General features: G+C 70.0%; 16 protein-coding genes. 6 read left to right on the top strand and 10 right to left on the bottom strand.

Translation table 11 applies throughout. The features are described from left to right. Positions 1-43: 43 nt before the first annotated feature. The 4 genes from JNB61_RS01025 to rpsP all read right to left on the bottom strand — a co-directional run bounded on the left by JNB61_RS01025 (position 44) and on the right by rpsP (position 5,516). Positions 44-4,090, bottom strand: a complete 4,047-nt coding sequence (locus tag JNB61_RS01025) for a bifunctional nitrate reductase/sulfite reductase flavoprotein subunit alpha (RefSeq protein ID WP_220338507.1) — start codon at positions 4,088-4,090, stop codon at positions 44-46. Between the two features lie 101 nt (positions 4,091-4,191). Next, a complete protein-coding gene (gene rimM / locus JNB61_RS01020) occupies positions 4,192-4,857 on the bottom strand; it encodes a ribosome maturation factor RimM (protein WP_220338506.1) in 666 nt (221 codons plus the stop codon). After that, positions 4,850-5,080, bottom strand: a complete 231-nt coding sequence (locus tag JNB61_RS01015) for an RNA-binding protein (RefSeq protein WP_106814138.1) — start codon at positions 5,078-5,080, stop codon at positions 4,850-4,852. The genes rimM and JNB61_RS01015 overlap by 8 nt, the downstream gene beginning before the upstream one ends. Before the next feature lie 4 nt (positions 5,081-5,084). Continuing rightward, positions 5,085-5,516, bottom strand: a complete 432-nt coding sequence (rpsP, locus tag JNB61_RS01010) for a 30S ribosomal protein S16 (RefSeq protein WP_220287374.1) — start codon at positions 5,514-5,516, stop codon at positions 5,085-5,087. 314 nt (positions 5,517-5,830) lie between these two features. On the opposite strand from rpsP, the gene JNB61_RS01005 reads away from it, so the two are divergent. Further along, positions 5,831-6,994 (top strand): glutamate--cysteine ligase, encoded by a 1,164-nt coding sequence (locus tag JNB61_RS01005; protein WP_159843757.1) that lies wholly within the window; start codon positions 5,831-5,833, stop codon positions 6,992-6,994. 65 nt (positions 6,995-7,059) lie between these two features. Here the strand turns inward: JNB61_RS01005 and ffh are convergent, their stop codons facing one another. The 3 genes from ffh to JNB61_RS00990 all read right to left on the bottom strand — a co-directional run bounded on the left by ffh (position 7,060) and on the right by JNB61_RS00990 (position 11,845). Further along, the gene (ffh, locus tag JNB61_RS01000; RefSeq protein WP_220338505.1) at positions 7,060-8,622 is read right to left on the bottom strand and encodes a signal recognition particle protein; all 1,563 of its coding nucleotides are present in this window, start codon (positions 8,620-8,622) and stop codon (positions 7,060-7,062) included. Positions 8,623-8,680: 58 nt separating this feature from the next. Next, complete coding sequence (locus JNB61_RS00995; protein ID WP_308291178.1) at positions 8,681-10,750, bottom strand: elongation factor G; 2,070 nt, start codon at positions 10,748-10,750, stop codon at positions 8,681-8,683. A gap of 102 nt (positions 10,751-10,852) precedes the next feature. Further along, complete coding sequence (locus JNB61_RS00990) at positions 10,853-11,845, bottom strand: TetR family transcriptional regulator (protein ID WP_220338504.1); 993 nt, start codon at positions 11,843-11,845, stop codon at positions 10,853-10,855. A gap of 108 nt (positions 11,846-11,953) precedes the next feature. Here JNB61_RS00990 and lipB point away from each other — a divergent pair, with 108 nt between their 5' ends. Continuing rightward, complete coding sequence (gene lipB, locus JNB61_RS00985) at positions 11,954-12,592, top strand: lipoyl(octanoyl) transferase LipB (RefSeq protein WP_159843751.1); 639 nt, start codon at positions 11,954-11,956, stop codon at positions 12,590-12,592. Further along, positions 12,589-13,644, top strand: coding sequence for a lipoyl synthase (gene lipA / locus JNB61_RS00980; RefSeq protein ID WP_223214559.1), 1,056 nt, complete (start codon positions 12,589-12,591; stop codon positions 13,642-13,644). The genes lipB and lipA overlap by 4 nt, the downstream gene beginning before the upstream one ends. Positions 13,645-13,652: 8 nt before the next feature. On the opposite strand, the gene JNB61_RS00975 is transcribed toward lipA, so the two are convergent. The 3 genes from JNB61_RS00975 to smc all read right to left on the bottom strand — a co-directional run bounded on the left by JNB61_RS00975 (position 13,653) and on the right by smc (position 18,678). Further along, positions 13,653-14,153, bottom strand: a complete 501-nt coding sequence (locus JNB61_RS00975) for a DUF2004 domain-containing protein (protein WP_159843749.1) — start codon at positions 14,151-14,153, stop codon at positions 13,653-13,655. A gap of 80 nt (positions 14,154-14,233) precedes the next feature. After that, entirely contained in the window at positions 14,234-15,106 is an 873-nt protein-coding gene (gene ftsY / locus JNB61_RS00970) for a signal recognition particle-docking protein FtsY (protein ID WP_159843747.1), read from the bottom strand. 20 nt (positions 15,107-15,126) lie between these two features. Then, positions 15,127-18,678: a chromosome segregation protein SMC gene (gene smc / locus JNB61_RS00965; RefSeq protein WP_220338503.1), complete on the bottom strand. Its 3,552-nt coding sequence runs from the start codon at positions 18,676-18,678 to the stop codon at positions 15,127-15,129. Positions 18,679-19,168: 490 nt separating this feature from the next. Here smc and JNB61_RS00960 point away from each other — a divergent pair, with 490 nt between their 5' ends. The 3 genes from JNB61_RS00960 to JNB61_RS00950 all read left to right on the top strand — a co-directional run bounded on the left by JNB61_RS00960 (position 19,169) and on the right by JNB61_RS00950 (position 21,682). Continuing rightward, positions 19,169-19,423 carry a hypothetical protein gene (locus tag JNB61_RS00960; RefSeq protein WP_220338502.1) on the top strand — a complete coding sequence of 85 codons (255 nt, stop codon included), beginning with the start codon at positions 19,169-19,171 and terminating at the stop codon, positions 19,421-19,423. Between the two features lie 83 nt (positions 19,424-19,506). Beyond that, a complete protein-coding gene (locus JNB61_RS00955) occupies positions 19,507-20,589 on the top strand; it encodes a GNAT family N-acetyltransferase (RefSeq protein ID WP_220338501.1) in 1,083 nt (360 codons plus the stop codon). Further along, positions 20,582-21,682, top strand: a complete 1,101-nt coding sequence (locus tag JNB61_RS00950; RefSeq protein WP_220338500.1) for a GNAT family N-acetyltransferase — start codon at positions 20,582-20,584, stop codon at positions 21,680-21,682. The genes JNB61_RS00955 and JNB61_RS00950 overlap by 8 nt, the downstream gene beginning before the upstream one ends. The last annotated feature ends 16 nt before the right edge of the window (positions 21,683-21,698 follow it).

Below are 21,698 nucleotides of genomic sequence, written 5' to 3'. Positions count from 1 at the left end.
CGCGCGGATCGTCCCGGAAGCCGATGGGCGCCGCGATCGGAGCTCAGTAGACGTCGCGGACGTAGCGCTCGTCGGCGGCCAGGCCGCGCACGTACTCGGCGGCCGCCTCTTCGGAGAGCTTTCCGTGCTGCTGCGCGATCGCGACGAGGGTGGCGTCGACGTCCTTGGCCATCCGCATCGCGTCACCGCACACATAGACGTGGGCGCCGTCGTCCTGAAGCCAGCGCCACAGGTGGGCGCCGTGCTCGACCATGCGGTCCTGCACGTAGATCTTCTGCCGCTGGTCGCGCGAGAATGCGACGTCGAGGCGCGTGAGGAATCCGTCCTCGCGCATCTGGTCGAGCTCGTCGCGATAGTAGAAGTCGCTCGCGGCGTGCTGCTCGCCGAAGAACAGCCAGTTGCGGCCGGTGTGGCCGTCGGCGCGGCGATCGTGCAGGAAGGCGCGGAACGGCGCGATGCCCGTCCCCGGCCCGATCATGATCATGGGCGTGTCGCCCGACGTCGGCGGGCGGAACGCGGGCGAGCGCTGCAGGTACACCGGCGCTACGAGGGCGTCGCCGTCCGCGAGGAACGTCGAGCACACACCGCCCCGCGCGCGTCCGGACTCGGTCTCGAACCGGACGACCGAGACTGTGAGCTCCACGATGTCGGCGTCGGTCTTGGGGCTCGACGAGATCGAGTACTGCCGCGGCTGCAGCCGCTTGAGCACACCGGCCCACTCTGCGGCGGTCGCCTCCACCGGGAAGTCGCGCACCAGGTCGACCGCCTGCTGGCTCCAGAGGAACTGCTCGAGTCGGCCCTTGTTCTCGCGGCGCAGGAGCCCCGCGAGCATGCTGTCTCCGCTGCGCTCCGCGATGAAGCGCACCAGATCGACAGGTGTCTTGGTGATGTCGAGCCGCGTCCGCAGCGCGTCGGCGAAGGTGCGCTCCTCGCCGTCGATCTCCACGATCTCGAGCGGCGCGATGCCGGTCGCGTCGAGCCATTCCGCGACGACGGCCGGCGCGTTCGCGCACACGACGCCGAGCGAGTCGCCGGCCTCGTAGGTCGCGCCCGAGTCCGAGAGGTCGAACGCGAAGCGCCGCACCTCCTTCTGAGACCCTGGGCCGCTCAGCAGCTCGTTGCGCACGAGAGGCGCCTGCACCGGGTTGGCCCGGCTGAACAGCCGTCTCGCCGGCGGCGCCGCGAAGGAGACGGATGGCGAACCCGTCGTCCCTTCGGCGGCCAGGGTGTCGAGAACCTGTGCCAGCCACGCCTCGCGCGGTCCGTCGGCGTCGGGCTCGAGATCGACCCGGTCGAGGAGCGCGGTCGCGCCGAGCTCGCCCAGGCGCGTGTCGAGGCGGCGGCCGTGACCGCAGAAGTCGTCGTAGTTGGAGTCGCCGAGGGCGAGGACGGCGTAGCGGAGCCCCGACAGCTCGGGTGCACCGTCGGCGTTGAGCTCGTGCCAGAGGGCGGCCGCGTTGTCGGGCGGCCCGCCGTCGCCGAACGTGGAGGTGACGACGAGGAGGCGCTTCACCGCAGTCAGGTCCGTCGCGCGCAGTTCCGCCATGCTCCGGGCACGCGCGGGAATGCCGCGGGCGCCGAGCGCGGACGCCGCCGCAGTGGCGAACTCCTCGGCGTTGCCGGTCTGCGAGCCCCACAGCACCACGACCTCGTCGAGCGCCTCGGCCGACGCCGACCCGACAGAGATCCGCGAGAACGCCCCGGCGAGCACGCCGTCGAACCACGCGCGCGCGAGCCCCCCGAGCGGAGCCTCGGCCGGCAGCACCGGGACCTCCCCGGGGGCGAGCACCGCCGACCGGACGGTCGAGAGAAAGCCGGCGAGGTACGCCCCCTCGACGTCGCTGAGCTCGGGCGGTGCGAGGGGCACGCCGGCGCTCGCGAGTGCCTCGTCCGCGGACGCGGTGGACGATCCGGCTCCCCCGGCGGCGGGTCCGACGCGGCGAAGCGAGACCGCCGCGAACTTGAATTCGGGCTGCGACGACAGCGGGTCGACGGCATCGCTGGTCACCGCGTTGACGGTCACGTACTCGCCGTGCTCGTCGTTCCAGTGGAAGGGCGCGAAAAGTCCCCCAGGCTGCACGCGATCGGTGAGCACCGCGGGCACCACGAACCGCCCACGGCGCGACGCGACCTCGACCTGGTCGCCTTCGGCGATCCCGAGCCGTTCCGCATCGACCGGATGCACCTCGACGAAGGGTCCGGGGTGCAGCTTGGTGAGCTTCGCGACGCGGCCGGTCTTGGTGAGCGTGTGCCAGTGGTGCGGGAGGCGCCCAGTGTTCAGCACCCAGGGGTAGTCGTCGTCGGGCAGTTCAGCCGGCGCAAGGTGGGGCCGCGCGAGGAACTGAGCGCGCCGCGACGGCGTCGCGAACGCCAGGCGCGGTACGGTGCCGTCGTCCTCGACGTGCAGCGACTGGCTCACCCCGTCGTTGACGTACCGGATCGGATGCCGCGTCCTCGCGTCGTCCGGAGGTGCAGGCCATTGCACCGGTGTCTCGCGCAGACGCTCGTACGTCACGCCGCGCAGGTCCCATCCGGTCTGCGGGTTCCAGAAGCGGCGGATCTCGTCGAAAACCTCTTCGCTCGAGGAGAAATCGAAGCCATCGAAGCCCATCGCACGCGCGATCTGGCAGATGGTCATCCAGTCGGGCTGTGCCTCGCCCGGCGCCGGCACGACGTCGCGGACGAGCGTGAGCGTCCGGTCGCTGTTGACCGTGACACCGTCGGCCTCCACCCACAGCGTTGCCGGCAGCAGGATGTCGGCGTACGCCGTGGTGGCGGTCTCTGTGTAGACGTCCTGCGCGATGACGAGCTCGGCGGTCTCGAGCGCCTCGATCACCGTCTTGCGGTTCGCCACCGAGGCGACCGGGTTGCTGCAGATGATCCAGACGGCCTTGATCTGCCCGTCGGCGGCGCGGCGGAACATGTCGATCGTGCCCGAGCCCGACTCGGCACGGATCGCGCCCGGCTCCAGTCCCCACACGTCCTCCACGAACGCGCGGTCGTGCGCGCTGAAGACGGCGCGCTGACCAGGCAGTCCGGGGCCCATGTACCCCATCTCGCGGCCGCCCATGGCGTTGGGCTGACCGGTGAGCGAGAACGGTCCGCTCCCCGGCCGGCAGATCGCGCCGGTCGCGAGGTGCAGGTTGCAGATCGCGTTCGTCGACCACGTGCCGTGCGTGGACTGGTTGAGTCCCATGGTCCACAGGGTCATCCACTCACCGGCCTCGCCGATCCAGCGGGCGGCGGTGCGGATGTCGTCCTCGGCGAGCCCGGTCAGCTCGGCGACGCGCGCCGGCGGATACTCGGCGAGAAGCTCGGCCATGTGCTCCCAGCCCTCGGTGTGGGCGGAGATGAACTCCTCGTCGATATCGCCGGCTTCGACCAGGAGGTGCAGCAGACCGTTCAGCAGCGCGAGGTCGGTGCCCGGGGCGATCTGGAGGAAGAGGTCCGCACGTTCAGCGGTCGTCGTGCGGCGCGGGTCGACGACGATCAGCTTCGCGCCCGCCTTCAGCCGGTCTGCCATGCGCAGGAAAAGGATCGGGTGGCAGTCCGCCGTGTTCGAACCGATCACGAAGAACAGGTCGGCGCGATCGAAGTCCTCGTATGATCCGGGCGGACCGTCGGCGCCCAGCGACTGCTTGTATCCGGTTCCGGCCGACGCCATGCACAGCCGCGAGTTCGATTCGATGTGGATGCCGCGGAGGTATCCCTTGACGAGCTTGTTCGAGAGGTACTGCGCCTCCATGCTCATCTGCCCCGACACGTACAGGGCGATGGCGTCTGGCCCGTGCTCGTCGAGGATCGCGCGGAGGCGGGCGGCAGCATCCTTCACCGCATCATCGACCGCCACCGGCGCGGCCGGCTCGCCGCGAGAGGGCCGAACGTGGGCGGACGTCATGCGACCGGGAGCCTGCATGAGCTCGGCATGCGTGGCACCTTTGGTGCAGAGGCGTCCGGCGTTCGTGGGGTGCGCGCGGTCGCCCGCCACCTTCGCGATGGCGAGCGGATGCCCCGCCTCGGCCCGTGAGGTCGTCACCGAGATACCGCAGCCGACGCCGCAGTAGGAGCACACGGTGCGCACTTCGCCCATGCCTTCGATGGTCCCGGACGGAGATTCCGGGGCCTTTCCCGCGGTGTTTCCCAGAGATCACATCTGCCGCACGGTCGCCGCGAGCGCGCAGTGAAGTGGAGTCAGTCGGCGGAACCCTCTGCGGCATCCGCGGACGCGGACGGCGTCTCGCCGGCCTCGTCGGGGATCTCTTCGAAGAGTCCCGCGGGCGGCGTCACGATCACGCGACCGCCCGCGACATCGACCTCGGGCACGATCGCCTTGACGAAGGGCACGAGCACCTCTTCGTCGCGGACCTTCACGACGAGCAGGTCCTGCGCGGGAAGGTGGTCGACGCGCGCGACCTTGCCGACGGTCTCACCGTCGCGCACGACGTCGAGTCCGACGAGCTGATGATCGAACCAGGCGTCCTGCTCGACGGGCGAGGCCTGTATGTCCTCGTCGATCCAGAGGATCGCGCGGATGAGCCCCTCGGCGGCGTCGCGGTCGTCCACGCCCTCGAAGAAGGCGACGGGGTGGCTGTTCATCCACTTGAACTCACGAACCGTGAGCGGCTTGCCGTGCCACGGCGAGGACTCCGGCACCTGGAGGGTGAACGTCGCACCGGGGACGAAGCGACCCTCGGGATCGTCGGTGTAGAGCTCGAGCTTGATCGCGCCCTTGAGGCCATGCGCCTTCACGAGGCGGCCGACGCGGAGCTGGGTCTTGCCGGTGGGGGGTACTGCGTTCACGGGCTTGCGGGCGTCGGCGCCCGATCCCGCGTTGTTCTCGCCTGACACCTCAGTCATCCGCGACGTCGACGCGCACACGGCGGCCGTCGGCGAGAGCAGAGATGAGGGTGCGCAGGGCTTTGGCCGTGCGGCCGCCGCGCCCGATCACGCGACCCCGGTCCTCGGGGTGGACGTGCACCTCGAGCACATCGCCTCGCGGCGATGTGGACGAGTCGATGCGGACATCGTCCGGGTGATCGACGATCCCCTTGACGACGTGTTCGAGCGCGGCGGCGAGCAACGGATTACTCGGCGGACTCGGCGGCCTCGTCGGCCGCGTCGGTCGCCTCGTCGGCGGGAGCCTCGGCGGGCTCCTCAGCCTTCTTCTCGGCCTTCGGCTTGATGACCGACTTCTTCGAGGCGTCGGCCTCGTAGGCGGCCTTGTCCTCGCGGGTCTTCACGGTCGAGACCGCGTTCTTGTCGCCCTTGAACTGACCCCAGTCGCCGGTCAGCTTGAGGATGGCGAGCACCTGCTCGGTCGGCTGGGCACCGACAGAAAGCCAGTACTGCGCGCGCTCCGAGTCGACCTCGATGAACGAGGGCTCCTCGGTGGGGTGGTACTTGCCGATCTCCTCGATCACACGACCGTCGCGCTTGGTGCGCGAGTCGGCCACGACGATGCGGTAGTACGGCGCACGGATCTTGCCGAGGCGCTTGAGACGAATCTTGACAGCCACGATTCTCCTGAATGTGTGGAAAGTGATTGAACCGGTCGCCTGGAGCGTGGGGTGCACACCCGGCGGAAGCTCTGAGGGGAGGATCTCCACGCTGGATAGAGGGTCGAGCGGGTGATCCAGCCCTCTATTCTGCCAGAAGAAGAACGCACGATTCGACCACGCGCGGACGCGACAGGGTTCGGACGACGAAGACGTCGCCGGCGGGAGCACGCGTTCGTCGCTGACCAGACGGCCTCGATGGGTCTTCGTGCAACACATGACGCGGTGTGCCGCAAGCCGCGAGGCGCGCCGCATCGCCATGTCAGACTGTGCCCATGACGGTGCCCTTCGCGACATCCGCCCGCTCCTCCGTCGGGCTCGAGTGGGAGCTGATGCTCGCCGACACCGTCACCGGAGACCTGGTCCCCCGTGGCCCCGAGCTGCTCGCCGCCCTCGAGGAGCGCTCGGCGCTCGAGCGCTACACCGTCACCGGCGAGCTGCTCACGAACACGGTCGAAGTGACCAGCGGCATCGGCGACACGGTCGCCGCCGCCGTCGACGACATCGCGGACGCGATCGCCGAGGTGCGCACCTACACCGACCCGCACGGCATCGACCTGCTGTGCGCCGGCAGCCATCCGTTCGCGCAGTGGTACGACCAGAGCGTCACCGACAAGACCCGCTACCACAAGCTCATCGAGCGCACGCAGTGGTGGGGACGCAACATGATGATCTGGGGCATCCACGTGCACGTGGGCGTCGACGACGTCGACAAGGTGTTCCCGATCATCAACGCTCTCGCGGTGTATCTGCCGCACCTGCAGGCACTGTCGGCGTCGAGCCCGTTCTGGGCGGGCGACCGGACCGGGTACGCGTCCAACCGGGCGCTCGTCTTCCAGCAGCTGCCCACCGCCGGACTCCCCTGGCCGCTGCGCAACTGGCGCGAGTTCGAAGGCTACCTGGACGACATGGTGAAGACCGGGGTGATGGAGGACGCCACCGAGGTGCGGTGGGACATCCGCCCGGCGCCGCGCTGGGGCACGATCGAGGTGCGGGCGTGCGACGGCATGTCGACCCTGCCCGAGCTCGCGGCGATGGCCGCACTCGTCCAGGTTCTCGTCGAGCACTTCTCACGGCGCCTCGACGAAGGGCTCCCCCTCGAGACGATCCAGCCCTGGTTCATTCGCGAGAACAAGTGGCGTGCGGCCCGCTACGGCCTCGACGCGCGCGTGATCGTGGACCACCGCGGCACGCAGCGCCCCGTGGTCGAGCACCTGCGGGAGACCCTGGAAGAGGTCGGCGACATCGCGGCGGAGCTCAGATGCGCCCGCGAGCTCGCCGGGATCCGGACGATCCTCACCGACGGCGCGAGCTACTCACGACAGCTTGCGATCGCCGACGCATCCGATGGAGACCTCCGTGAGGTCGTCCGTCATCTGGTGGGCGAGTTCCGCTCGGGTCCGACGCTGCGCGAGCACCTCGCCTCGCTCGGTCACTGACCGCGAGTGCCGGCGGCGACGGCGATGACGGATGCTGCGGCCCGCGGCATCCGTCCCCTCCGGCGTCAGCCGCGGCCGAGCATCTTCTGCAGCTCGGCGAGGTCGGCCTCCGTGGGAGCGCCCTTCGCACCTCCGCCGAGACCGAAGCCCGAGCCGGACGGGGCTTCGGCGGCCTGAGCCGCGATGCCGGCGTTCTCGGCGGCGCGCTTGGCCGGGTTGCCCGAGCGCGAGCCCTTCGCCTTCTGCTGCTTGCCGCGCTTGGACGACGCTCCCGGACGCCCGGCGCCCGGGATCGGACCCATGCCGGGGATGTTGGGAACCCCGCCGCGAGCGACGGTCTTCATCATCTTCGCAGCCTGGTCGAAGCGCTGCACGAGCTGGTTGACGTCGGTCACGGTCATACCCGAACCGCGCGCGATGCGCAGGCGACGCGAGCCGTTGAGGAGTTTGGTGTTGCGACGTTCCGCGGGGGTCATCGAACGGATGATCGCCTCGGTGCGGTCGATCTCGCGCTCGTCGAAGTCGTCGAGCTGCTGTTTCATCGAGCCCATGCCCGGGAGCATCCCGAGCATCTTCTTCATCGAGCCCATCTTGCGCATCTGCTGCATCTGCTCGAGGAAGTCCTCGAGAGTGAACTGCTCGGTCGCCAGCTTCTCGGCGACCTTGAGCGCCTCGGCCTCGTCGAACGCCTGCTGCGCCTGCTCGATCAGGGTCAGGATGTCACCGAGGTCGAGGATGCGCGACGCCATGCGGTCGGGATGGAACGCCTCGAGATCGTCGAGTCCCTCACCCGTGGAAGCGAAGATGATCGGGCGGCCGGTCACCGAAGCCACAGACAGCGCCGCGCCACCGCGGGCGTCGCCGTCGAGCTTCGAGAGCACGACACCGGTGAAGTCGACGCCGTCCTGGAAGGCCTTCGCCGTGTTGACGGCATCCTGACCGATCATCGCGTCGATGACGAACAGCACCTCGTCCGGATCGGTCGCCCTGCGGATGTCGGCGGCCTGCTTCATCAGCTCGGCGTCCACGCCGAGGCGGCCGGCGGTGTCGATGATGACGATGTCGTGCTGCTGCCGGCGCGCGACCTCGACGCCGTCCCGGGCGACCCTGACCGGGTCTCCCACGCCGTTGCCCGGCTCCGGGGCGTAGATCGCGGCACCGGCGCGCTCGGCGACGACCTGCAGCTGATTGACGGCATTGGGGCGCTGGAGGTCGGCGGCGATCAGGAGCGGCGTGTGGCCGTCCTTCTCGAGCATCTTGGCGAGCTTGCCGGCGAACGTGGTCTTTCCCGAACCCTGCAGACCCGCGAGCATGATCACCGTCGGCGGGTTCTTCGCGAACTGCAGCCGGCGCTGCTCGCCGCCGAGGATGGCGATGAGCTCCTCGTTGACGATCTGCACGACCTGCTGCGCGGGATTCAGCGCCTTGTTGACCTCGTCGCCGAGGGCGCGCTCGCGCACCTTGGCGGTGAACTCCTTGACGACGGGCAGCGCCACGTCGGCGTCGAGCAGGGCGCGCCGGATCTCGCGCACCGTGCCGTCGACGTCCGCGGGCGTGAGCTTGCCCTTGGTGCGGAGGTTGCGGAAGGTCTCGGTGAGCCGGTCGGAGAGGGTGCCGAAAGTCGCCATGATGCCCCGATTCTACGGGAGCGCGCCGCGTGCTTCGCCGTGGACTCTCCCCTCGGCGTCACGCCCGCGCACCCTCCGGCGCACGCTCGTATCCCTGGGGCGTGAGGGTCAGCTCCGCCTGACCGCCGGTGAGCGCGCGCAGGTCGAGTACGTAGCGCGCGAGCTCCGCGTCGGGAACGGTGGCGATGACGCGGGTGCGTCCGTCCGCGTCCGTCTCCGTTCCGAGTACGCGGCCGCGCCTGCCGGAGAGGTCCGTCAGCACCTGCCCCTGCGCCGCGGCCGGGACGGTGACGACGACGGTGGAGACCGGTTCGAGCAGCACCGCGCCCGCTTGCACGAGCGCGGCCTTGACCCCCATGGCCGCGGCCGTGCGGAAGGCCATCTCCGACGAGTCGACGGAGTGGGACTTGCCGTCGAAGAGCTCGACACGCACGTCGACGACGGGATGCCCGAGCGTGCCCCCGGCGGCGAGCGCGTCGCGCACGCCCTTCTCGACGGCCGGGATGTACGAGCGCGGCACGGCGCCGCCGACGACGGAATCGACGAACTCGAAGCCGCCGCCCGGAGGCAGTGGAGCGACCCTCAGCATGACGACGGCGAACTGCCCGTGTCCGCCCGACTGCTTCTTGAGCTTTCCCTCGGCCGCCGCGCCGTGCGCGATCGTCTCCCGGTAGGCCACGGGCGCCGGGCCGGTTGTGACATGCACGCCGAGCACGCGAGCCAGCCGCTCCACGGCGACCGCCACATGCGTGTCGCCGAGCCCGCGCAGGATGGTGTCCGATCCCGCGCGATCCACGACGAGCGTGGGGTCCTCCGCGACGAGGCGGGCGAGGGCGGTCGTGAGCTTCGTGTCGTCCGACTGTGACACCGGCTGGAGGCTCATCGCGAACACGGGTGGCCGAGCCGGCAGCCGCGCAGGACGCGCGTTCGTCTGCGTTCGACTCCACAGCAGGGACCCGGACGGCGTGCCGGCGAGCTTGGCGACGGCGCCGATCTCGCCGGGACCCAACGCATCCACCGGGAGATGATCGGCGCCCCGAAGCCGGAACAGCCCCGGCATCCGCTCCTCGACGCCGGTCGTCGCGTTGCGCAGCCGGTCGCCAGGTCGCAGGACTCCGGACAGCACCTTCAGCATGGCGATCTGCCCGACGAACGGGTCGGCCACCGTGCGGAAGACGTGAACCAGCTTGTCGCCCGCGGGGTCGGGCTTCACTCTGTGCTCGCTGCCTCCTCCGCCGTCCTCGTCCACCCCCAGCACGATGCTGCTGTCCCGATCGGCCACGGCAGGGGCGAGCTCGCACAGGAGATCCAGAACGCGGTCGACTCCGGTACCCGTCGCGGCTGAGCACACGACCACGGGCACGCCCTCGCCCGCGGCGACGGTGCGAGCGAGACTGCGCCCGAGTTCTGCCGCCGGCGGCTCGTGCCCCTCGAGGTATGCCTCGAGCTGTTCGTCGTCGCGCGACACGATCTCCTCGGTGACCTCCTGATGCAGGAGGTGCTCCTCCTCCGCGAGGTCGGCAGGCACGGGCTCTTCGTGATGACCGCCGTCGTCGTCGTAGAGCACAGCCCGCTCGGTCAGCACGTCGGCGACGCCTTGAAAGGACTGCGCCTCTCCCACGGGGAGTTCGAGCGCCCAGATGCGGTCGCCGAGCTCCCGGTGAAGCTGCTCGAGCACGGCGCGGAACGAGGCCCGCGCACGGTCCTCCTGCGTCACGACGACGACCCGTGCGACGCCGGCGGCCGAGGCGGCGGACCACGCGGCGCGTGCGCCGGCGGTCACGCCGTCGATGGCGCTGACGACGAGGACCGCCACATCGGCCACCGCGAGCGCCGCGTCGACGGCGCCCACGAAGTCCGGATGTCCGGGTGTGTCGATGAGCGTGATGCCGCAGTCCGCATCGTCGAATCGCCACGACAGCCATGCCGGCGTCAGGCCGAGCGTCGTGTGGCGCGCGATCTCCTCGGGTTCGTGGTCGCACACCGTCGTGCCCTGCTCGATCGACCCGCGTCGCGAGATCGCCCCCGCGCGGTGGAGCAGCGCCTCCGCCAGCATCGTCTTCCCCGATCCCGTCGCGCCGATCAGGGCGACGGAGCAGTGCAAGGGGTGTGCGGATGCCGATTCCACGGTGACCTCCCACGACGGTGTGCGCTGGCCACCATCGTGCACCGTCTCGGAGGCGGCTGCCAGAGGACGCCGGCCGAAAGAGTCCCGAGCAGGCGCGGCAGGTCACTCCGCGGGGCCGAGCTCCTGGAAGAGCGTGAGCTGCAGTCCGGCGGGACCGCGCAGGCGTGCGTTGACCGAGCGCCAGGGCGTCTGGCGAGGAGATGCCTCGACCTCGGCTCCCGCGTCGGCCAGTCGTGAGGCGGCACTCGCGGTGTCGGCCACCTCGAAAGCGAGGCGTATCCGGTCGCTCGGTGCATCGCCGTCGGTCTCGACGCGGTCGATGAACTCGACCTGCGCGGGATTGGCGATCTCGAGGGTCGCACGACCGGCTGCCAGGATGGCGACACGGGCACCGCCTTCCGCCTTGTACGCCTCGGCCTGAGGCATCCCCACGACGTCGCGATAGAACGCGAGGGTCTGCTCGAAGGCGGCGGCCTGCACCACGACGCGGAGCTGCGCGACCTCCCCCGCCGTCGTCGCGGACGACACCGGCGCCGCCGCATCGGCGGCGAGCGACAGGAACCGCGCCAGTGACGTGCGCCCGGCGCCGTCGTGTGCCCATGCCTCGATGGCGGCGAGGACGGCACCGCCCCACGCCGCTCCGGCGACCTCGGCACCGACACGGTCTGCGCCGTCGCGCAGAAGGCGCGCGGCGACCGCTCGCGCCACCCGCGCCCGCCGCAGGGCCGCATCCCGCTCGTACTCCGCCTCGAGACCCATCGCGGTCGCGTTCACGATGCCGAGGGCGAGGCTGTCGGGGGCGAAGGAGTCGGCGATGGCCAGCGTCGCGGCGCGCACCGCGGCTGCGCCCTTTCCGTCCGCTCCCTCGAGTCGGTGCTCGAAGGTCGCGAGCCTCTCGTCCAGTCCCGCCCAGAGCACGTCGGACTTCGACGAGAAGTAGTTGAAGAAGCTGGACCGGCTGACGCCGGCACGACGGGCGATGTCGCTGATCGACGTCTGCTCGTACCCCTGCTCGAGGAAGAGCTCGCAGGCGGCCTCGGCGATCGTCTCGCGCGACGACGCCTTGGGGCGCCCCGCGCGCGGCTCGGTGGACATGAAGCCACCCTATGGGCCGCGTCCCTCGGCGGTCCCGGGGCCAGGTCGCCGGATGTATTGTTGGACGCGATCCATCAATCGCCACGAGCGAAGGAACGAAGGAGCACGATGCTCGACATCCGTACCGTCGGCCTCTCCCCCGACTATGTGCCCTACCTCGATGGATGGGCGCTGCAGCGCAGCATCCACGCGGACGTCGTCGCGGGCACCCTCCCCGACACGCTCCTGCTGCTCGAGCATGAGCCGGTGTACACGGCCGGTGCCCGCACCGCCCGCCACGAGCGGCCCAGCGATGGAACGCCCGTGGTCGATGTCGACCGTGGCGGGAAGATCACGTGGCATGGGCCCGGACAACTCGTCGGGTACCCGATCGTGCGCCTCACCGAGCCGGTGGACGTGGTCGCACACGTGCGCCGCCTCGAACAGCTGCTCATCGATGCACTAGGCGAGTTCGACATCGACGGCTACCGCGTCGAGGGGCGCAGCGGCGTGTGGGTGCGCCGACCGCTCGGCGAAGACAAAGTCGCCGCCATCGGCGTGCGCGTACAGCGCGGCGTCACGATGCACGGCTTCGCGCTGAACTGCGACAACTCGCTGGCAGGCTTCCGCGGGATCATACCTTGCGGAATCACGGATGCCGGAGTCACGACGGTCAGCGAGATCGCCGGCGCCGACATCTCCCCGAGCGATGTGATCGATACCGTCTCGCGGATCTTCGCCGACGACTTCGCGGGGGTGCCGGCATGAGCGCCTGCGCCGGTTCTGCCGGAGGAGCCGCAGGCGCCCCGGCCGCAGCATCCGTGCCATCCTCCGCGCCCGAGGGCCGCAAGCTCCTGCGCCTGGAGGTCCGCAACGCGCAGACGCCGATCGAGCGCAAGCCCGAGTGGATCAAGACGCGGGCCAAGATGGGGCCGGAGTACCAGGCCCTGCATTCACTCGTGAAGACCGAGGAGCTGCACACGGTCTGCCAGGAGGCCGGCTGCCCGAACATCTACGAGTGCTGGGAGGACCGCGAGGCGACCTTCCTCATCGGAGGCTCGCAGTGCACGCGCCGCTGCGACTTCTGCCAGATCGACACCGGCAAGCCCGCCGACTACGACACGGACGAGCCCCGCCGCGTCGCCGAGAGCGTCGTGCGCATGAACCTCCGCTATGCCACCGTCACGGGAGTCGCCCGCGACGACCTGCCCGACGGCGGAGCGTGGCTGCACGCCGAGACCGTCCGTGCGATTCACGCCGCCAACCCGAACACGGGCGTGGAGATCCTCGCGACGGACTTCAACGGCGACCCGGCGCTGCTCGGCGAGGTGTTCGACAGCCGTCCCGAGGTCTTCGCGCACAACGTGGAGACGGTGCCGCGCATCTTCAAGCGGATCCGCCCGGCGTTCCGGTACGAGCGCTCGCTGGACGTGCTCACGCAGGCCCGCGACGCCGGATTGATCACGAAGTCGAACCTCATCCTGGGCATGGGTGAAGAGCCGGAGGAGGTCGTGCAGGCGCTGGAGGACCTTCACGGCGCGGGCACCGATATCATCACCATCACGCAGTACCTGCGCCCCTCGCCGCGTCACCTTCCGGTGGCGCGCTGGGTCAAGCCGCAGGAGTTCGTCGAGTTCAAGGAGGAGGCCGAGCGCATCGGGTTCCTCGGCGTGCTCGCCGGCCCGCTCGTGCGCTCGTCGTACCGCGCAGGGCGCCTCTGGGCGCAGTCGATGATCTCGAAGGGACGGGAGATCCCGCCGCACCTGGCGCATATCGCCGAGGACGTGCACGTCGAGCGCGGGTTCGCGCAGGCGGTCTGAACCGGACGCTAGTCGGCGCTCGTCACCGACAGCACGCCGCCATCGGAGTCGAGGTTCACCAGCAGCACGTCGTCGGTGGCGTCGGGGTCGAGCGCGTACTCCAGCACGGCGAACGGGTCGGAACCCCCGTGCTCGTCGGCGAGGATCGTCATGCTCATCAGCTGCAGCGAGCGGATCACGTCGATGTGCACATCGCCCGAGATGTCGACCAGGGTGTCTTCGAGGGCGTCGCCGAGAGCCTCCTGCTGCTGCAGGATGTACTCGGTCACCTCGCTGGTGCGGTCGCTCAGCTCATTGACCATCGCGTTGCGGGCGCTGCGGTCGATGTCCTCGATCGACGAGATGAGCGCGGCAGCCACATCGAGGGCCGCCTCCGACACGTCGTCCTGGTCAGGAGCCGTGAGGTCCACCGTGACGGACTGGTCTCCCAGTTCGACGTTCTCCGACCAGAAGATCGATCCGTCAGGCCCCGATTCCAGGAGTCCGAAGTAGTCGTGCTCGATCGCCATGACCCCATGAAACCGCAACGAGCGCGTCGGCGATAGCCCGAACCCGGCATGGCGCGGATTCGGTCGGATCCGCGGGCGATTCAGTCGACGAGGGACGCCGCGAACACGTGCGGGGTGAAGCCCGTGAGGTCTCCGATGCCCTCGCCCTGACCCAGCAGCTTCACCGGGATCCCGGTGCGCTCCTGCACCGCCAGGACGAACCCGCCCTTGGCGGAGCCGTCGAGCTTGGTGAGGACGAGACCGGTGACGCCGGCGTGCTCGAGGAAGGCCTGGGCCTGCATCACCCCGTTCTGTCCCGTCGTGGCGTCGAGCACGAGCAGCACCTCACTGATCGGCGCCTGCTTCTCGATCACGCGACGGATCTTCGTCAGCTCGTCCATGAGACCGCCCTTGGTGTGCAGGCGCCCGGCGGTGTCGACGAGGACGATCTCCGTGTTGGTCCTCTTCGCGTACTCGATGGTCTGGAAGGCGACGGATGCCGGATCCTGACCTTCCTGCTGCGGTCGGACGATCGTCGCGCCGCCGCGTTCTGCCCACGTCGCCAGCTGGTCCACAGCCGCTGCACGGAAGGTGTCGGCCGCGCCGACCACCACCGAGCGGCCGTAACGCTGCAGGAACTTCGCGAACTTGCCGATCGTGGTGGTCTTGCCGACGCCGTTCACGCCGACGACGAGCACGACCGCGGGTCGCTCGGTGAGGCGCAGCGTGGTGTCGAACTTCGCGAAGTGCTCCTCGAGCGTCTCCTTCAGCATGCGCTGCAGGTCTTTCGGATCAGTGGTGCGGTAGCGCTCCACCTTCTCGCGCAGTTCGTCGACGATGCGCTCGGTGATGTCCGGGCCGAAGTCGGCGGTGAGCAGCGCCGTCTCGAGGTCGTCCCACGTGGTCTCGTCGATCGTGGGCTTGACGAACATGCCGCGCAGTGCGCGACCGAGCGACCAGGAGCTCTCTGCCATGCGTCTAAGCCTAGGGTCGGTCAGGAGGCGGCGCGTTCGGCGATGCGCTGACCCACCACGGCCGACACACCGTCCTGGCGCATCGACACGCCGTAGAGCGCGTCGGCGATCTCCATCGTGCGCTTCTGGTGGGTGATGACGATGAGCTGGCTCGAGGCGCGCAGCTGCTCGAAGACGCCCAGGAGACGTCCGAGGTTGGCATCGTCGAGCGCGGCTTCGACTTCGTCGAGGATGTAGAAGGGGCTGGGGCGCGCCTTGAAGATCGCCGTGAGCAGCGCCACCGCCGCGAGGGAGCGCTCTCCGCCCGACAGCAGGGAGAGACGCTCGATCTTCTTGCCGACCGGACGGACGGCCACCTCGATCCCCGTGGTGAGCGGTGAGTCGGGATCCGTGAGGGCGATCGACCCTGTTCCGCCCGGGAACAGGATCGGGAACACCTCGCCGAACGCGGTCTTCGTGTCCTCGAACGCCGCCAGGAAGATGATCTGCATGCGCTCGTCGAGCTCTTCGATGATCGTCAGGAGATCCTTGCGGGTCTGGGTCAGATCCGCGAGTTGCTCGGTCATGAACTTATGACGCTGCTCCAGAGCCTCGAACTCCTCCAGCGCGAGCGGGTTCACCCGGCCGAGCTGAGCGAGCTTGCGCTCAGCCTCCTGCAGGCGTCGGCGCTGCTGCGCGCGATCGAATGCAACGGATGCCGGCCCCGCGGGTCCGTCGCCGTCCTCAGGTTCGGGCTGAGCGGCTGGATCGAACGGAACGGGCTGATCCGGGCCATATTCCGAAATGAGAATGTCCTCGTGGAGCCCCAGCTCGGACTGCACCCGTTCGAGCAGTCCCGTGACGTGGAGACGCTTCTCGTGGATCTGCAGCTCGAGGCTGTGCACGCTCTCGGTGAGCCCGGCGAGCCGCTCGCGGACGCTGTTCTCCTGCGCACGGAGCTCAGCGAGCTCAGCGGTGACCGCGGTGCGCTCCGATTCCGCGGCAGCGAGGTCGGCGCGCGCCTGCGCGAGCGAGCGGTCGACCGAGTCGATGACGGCGGGCAGCTGACCCGCGACACCCGCGGCGATCTCGCGCTGGGCGCGGCGGACCACGGCGCGACGGGCCGCCTCGGCGGCGGCTTCGCGTTCGCGCTCGCGCTGGCGCTCCAGGCCGGCGACGCGCGCTTCGCCAGCCCGGATGCGTTCGCGGAGCGTCTCGACGTCGAGGCGGGCGCGCATCTCGCTGTCGCGGGCCTCTTCGAGAGCCGCGAGCATTCCTTCGCGCGCCGAGGCATCGAGAATCGGACGAGGAGCTTCGAGCGCCGAGGTGAGCTGGTCCTCCGCGGACCGCGCTGACGCCTCGGCCTCCTCGACCGTCGCAGCCGCCTGCGCGAGTCCGGCGGCCAGGCGCTCGCATTCGGCGACGGCGGCCTCGTGCCGCACCACTGCCCGGTTGACCAGCTCGGCGTGAGCGGCCAGGGCGGCGTCATGCTCGCGAAGGGTCGCGAGCGTCGTCTTGGTGCGCAGGCGTGCCGACTCGAGCTCTCCGGTCGCCTCGGTCAGCGCTTCCCGCAGTGAGTCCGCCACGACGGCGATCTCGTCGCGGCGGTCGGCCGCAGCATCCCGTTCCGCCGCGAGCTCCAGTCGCGATCGCGAGGCCCCCGCACCCGCACGGAGGGAGTACTCGGTGTACACCTCGCCGCGGCGCGTGACCACGGTGATCGGGCCGCCGAGCTCAGCCTTCGCAAGCTCGGGGCCGGCGGCACGTGCGGCGTCGAGGTCGTCGGCGATGACGACGTACGACAGCAGGCCCAGCACGCCCTCGGGAGCCGTCACGACGCCCTGCGCCGGCACCACCCCGCGCAGGGCGGGAAACGGCGGGCGCATCCCGCCGGCCGAGGCGATCACGATGTCGACCACCCCCGCTTCGGCGTCACGGGCAGCATCGGCCACGGCGAACGCGCTCTCCCGGTCCTCGACGAGAACCCCCTCGGCGATCGAACCCAGCACCGCCGCGATCGCGGCCTCGAATCCGGGCTTGACCTGGACCGCATCGCCCACGAGCCCGTAGACGCCGGGGCGCCCCTCGGCGATGAGCGACGAGGCGCCGTTCTTCACATCGAGCGCCCGGCTCAGAGCGGCCGTCTGCGCCGTCAGCGCCTCGCGCTCGCGCTCTGCAGCGTGCAGGCGCTCTCGAAGCGACGAGACCGTCGACTCGGTCTCAGCGGCATCGCGCTGCGCCCGCTCGTAAGCGGCGGCGTGGTCGGCAGAAGACTCCTCGGGCACGAGGTCGGGGTCGACGCCGGCGAGGATCTCTTCGGCCTCCGCCCGGCGAGCGAGCGCGGCGTCCAGCGCCTTCTGCTGGCGTTCCACTGCAGTGCGCACGGCCGCGAGGGCGGAAGCGGCGGCCTCTGCGGTGCCGCGCAGCGCGGTGATGCGCATGTCATGCTCCGAGACGAGCGCGCTCTGCGCGGCGATGTCGACATCGAGCGCGTCGAGCTCGGCACGGGCGCGCACGACGGCGCGAGCGGCCTCGGCGGCGGCATCCTGCGCGGCGCCGAGGCCGTCCGAGACGTCGTCGATCTCCGCGCGTGCCTCGTCGATCATCGCCTGCGAGACCGTCGTCAGCTCGATGCGGTCCTCGTCTTCGGCGTCGCCGAGAAGAGCGAGCCGCTGACCGGCCAGGGCGTAGAGCCCGCGCAGGCGCTCCTGCACCCGTTCGAGCCCGAAGGCCACACGCCGCGCCCTGTCCACACTCTCCGAACGCTGGTCTGCCTCGAGCTGCTCGATGCGCGCGCGGGCGTTTTCGAGCCTCTCCTGCAGCAACATGCGCTCGGCGTGCCGCTCATGCTCGCTCCGCGCGTGCGAGGCGAGCTCGGCGCGCAGGCCCACGATCTCGTCAGCCAGAAGACGCGCCTTCGCGTCGCGTACGACGGCGGCGATCGTCGCCGCCTCCCGGGCGATCTCCGCCTGCCGGCCGAGCGGCTTCAGCTGCCGGCGCAACTCCCCGGCGAGGTCGCTCAGGCGCGTGAGATTCGCTTCCATCGCGTCGAGCTTGCGGAGGGTCTTCTCCTTGCGCCGGCGGTGCTTGAGGATGCCGGCCGCCTCTTCGATGAATCCCCGGCGGTCTTCGGGCGTCGCCTGCAGCACGCTGTCGAGGCGGCCCTGGCCCACGATCACGTGCATCTCGCGACCGAGACCGGAATCGCTCAGCAGCTCCTGCACGTCCAGCAGGCGGCACGATTCGCCGTTGATCGCGTACTCGCTCGAGCCGTTGCGGAACAGGGTCCGGCTGATCGTGACCTCGGAGTACTCGATCGGCAGTGCGCCGTCGCTGTTGTCGATCGTGAGCTGCACCTCGGCGCGGCCGAGCGGCCCGCGCGTCGCCGTGCCGGCGAAGATGACGTCCTCCATCTTGCCGCCGCGCAGCGTCTTGGCGCCCTGCTCCCCCATCACCCACGCGAGCGCGTCGACGACATTGGACTTGCCCGAGCCGTTGGGGCCGACGATGCACGTCACCCCGGGTTCGAGGGCGAAGGTCGTCGGCTGGGCGAACGACTTGAACCCTTTGAGCGTCACGCTCTTCAGGTGCATGGATTCGCCTTCCACCCTGGTCGTTTACCCGCCTACGCTACCGGAGCGTCGCACACGCGCCCGGAAGACCGGCCGTGGCGCGTGTGGATCCCGCGACACGCCATGGGATCACCGAATCTGCGAGAAAGCTTGACGCGGGTGCTCCGCACCCGCTAACGTCACTCTCTGCGTCTGAAGTCGAGAAAGGAGGTCCCCCGATGATGCTGATGACTCCAACCGGAATCGCCGCCCGTGATGGCGGAGCGATTCGTGCCGTCGCGTCGGGGACCGTCTCCTTCGGCGCTGTGCTGAGCGGCCGCTTCCCCGCCGCCATCTGATCCCCGCAGGGGACGAGTCTGCCCGTTTGCGGGCATCCAACGTCTGCTGCGCCGCACCCGCTTCGTGGTGCTGAGCGCGCTCCCCCTGCGATCTCGTCCCGTCGTGCTGCGGCACGGCATCCCCGCCTCCGAGCGTCCGCTCGAGGCATCACTCCCATCTGGAAAGAGCAATCATGAACACTCTCCTTGCGCCGCAGCGCCCCTCGGGCCTTCCCGATACGCTGCGGCTGCCGAGCCGCGACACCCGCACCTCGCTCCTGGACCGCCTCGCCCTGCACCTGGGCCTGTGGCTGCTGCTGTGGAGCACCCGCACGCCGCGGCTCGCGGACGACCGCCGCCGGCACGCGCAGGCGTACCGGCACCAGGAGTCCACCGCGCAGCGCGAACGCGCCTACCTCCGCGAGGCCGCCCTCGCACCCCGGCCGTGACGGCCACCGGGTCCGCCGCCCGCACCCGGGCGGCGGACCCCACCCCTGAACCACACCCATCGACACCGCAAGGACGCATCGACATGACCACCATCACGGGGTTGGAGTTCCGCCCCCTCGTCGTACCCGCCTCCATCGACGCCCCCGACGCCGCCGACTTCGTCGAGATGGTGCGCGTGCGCAACCTCATCTACCGCGAGATCTCGGGGCACGACGACCACCGGATCACCGCCGATGAACTGCTCCCGCACTACCAGCCCTCGCAGTACGAGACCCGCCTCAGCTGGGTGATCGTCGACGACGGCGCCATCGTCGGCCGTATCGGCATAGACATCCCGCACGAGGAAGGCTCGACCGCCGCCTTCTGGCTCATCGAGCTGCTCCGCAAGTCTTGGGGTCGCGGCATCGGCTCCGCGGCGTACGAGCTCGTCGAGCGCACAGCGCGCGAGCATGGCCGCACGGTGCTGCAGTCCTGGGCCGAGCACCCGGCCGCGCCGGGTCCGCAGCTCGCGCCCCCGACCGGTTTCGGCGAGATCCCCGAGGATCACGTCGCGCGGTTCTACCTCCGCCACGGCTACACGCTCGAGCAGGTCGAGCGCAACAGCGCCTTCGACCTCACCGGCTCGTTCGAGGGCGTCGAGCGGCTCCTTGCAGAGGCGCAGGCAGCATCGCCTGCCTACCGCCTCGTCCAGTGGTCCGCACCGACGCCGGAGGAGTACATCGCCGGCTACGCGTGGATGAAGTCCCGCATGTCGACCGATGCCCCCGCCGCCGCGCTCGAGTTCGACGAGGAGACGTGGGATGCCGCGCGCATCGCCGAGCACGATGCGCGGTACACCTCGTCGGGGCGCACCATCCAGGTCACCGCCGCCCAGCACATCGAGACCGGCGAGCTGTGCGCGTTCAACGAGCTGGTGATCGGCAAGGACCGCACCGAGGCATCCCACCAGGAGGACACCCTCGTCCTCAAAGAGCACCGCGGGCACAAGCTCGGAACGCTCGTGAAGTGCGCGGGGCTCCTGTCCTGGCGCGAGATCGCGCCGCACTCGGCGCGCGTCATCACCTACAACGCAGAGGAGAACCGGCCCATGCTGGACATCAACGAGGCGATCGGCTTCGCGCCCATCGCATACGAGGGTGCATGGAAGAAGGTGCTCGATGACTGATCTGGCCGAGACCGGCGTCGTGACCGTCCAGCGGATCGTCGTCCCCGAAACGACGGAGGCGGCCGACGCCCGCGTGTTCGTCGAGATGGTGCGGATCGCCAACGCGGTCTGCCTCGAGGACGCCGGACACGACTACCTGCGCGAGGAGCCCGACGAGATGCTCGGGTTCTGGCAGGACCAGACCGACTGGACTCAGCTCGGATTCGCGGCGATGCGCGGCGACGAGGTGCTCGGGGCCGTGAAGCTCATGATCTCGAACGAGGCGGACGCGAGCACGGTCGAGTTCGACCTCATGGTCGACCCGCCGCACCGCGGGCGCGGCCTCGAGGAGCTGCTGCTCGCCGAGGTCGAGCGCGAGGCGCGCGAACGCGGATTCGCCACGATCCAGACATGGACGCTTCATCGACCGGATGCTGGGGGCCCGCGTCTTCAGCCGTCCACGGGCTGGGGGGCGATCCCGGCTGAGGACGCGCAGACGAAGTTCCAGCTGGCGAACGGGTTCACGCTCGAGCAGGTGGAGCGCAACAGCGTGTTCGACCTCACGGGCGACTTCTCCCTCGTCGAGCGCATGCTCGCGGAGGCCGTCGCGATCGCGGGCGACGACTACCGGCCGATCCAGTGGACGTCGCCGACACCTTCCGAGTACATCGACGGCTACGCGTACGCGCTGTCGCGCATGTCGACGGACGTGCCGGCCGGTGGCCTCGTCATCGACGAGCAGCACTGGGACGCCGCGCGCGTCGAGCGTCGTGACGCCCGGCTGAAGGCTCAGGGGCTCACCGTCTCGGTGGCCGCGGTGCTCCACGTGCCGACGGGACGGGTCGCCGCGTACAACGAGCTCGTGATCGGCGAGGACCGCTCCGGCGCGACGCAGCAGTACGGCACGCTCGTCGTGAAGGAGCACCGTGGTCACCGGCTCGGCACGATCGTCAAGTGCGCGAACCTGCTCCGCTGGCGCGAACTCGTGCCGGAGTCTCCGCGCGTCTCGACGTTCAACGCCGAAGAGAATCGCCACATGCTCGACATCAACGAGGCCATCGGCTTCGTGCCGGCCTCGTACGCCGGCGCGTGGAAGAAGGTGCTCGAGCTCTGATCCCCGGCGCACGCCG

The sequence above is a fragment of the Microbacterium ureisolvens genome, from assembly GCF_019511645.1.
Taxonomy (GTDB): Bacteria; Actinomycetota; Actinomycetes; order Actinomycetales; family Microbacteriaceae; genus Microbacterium; species Microbacterium ureisolvens_A.
This window is presented reverse-complemented; position numbering and strand designations above follow the sequence as displayed.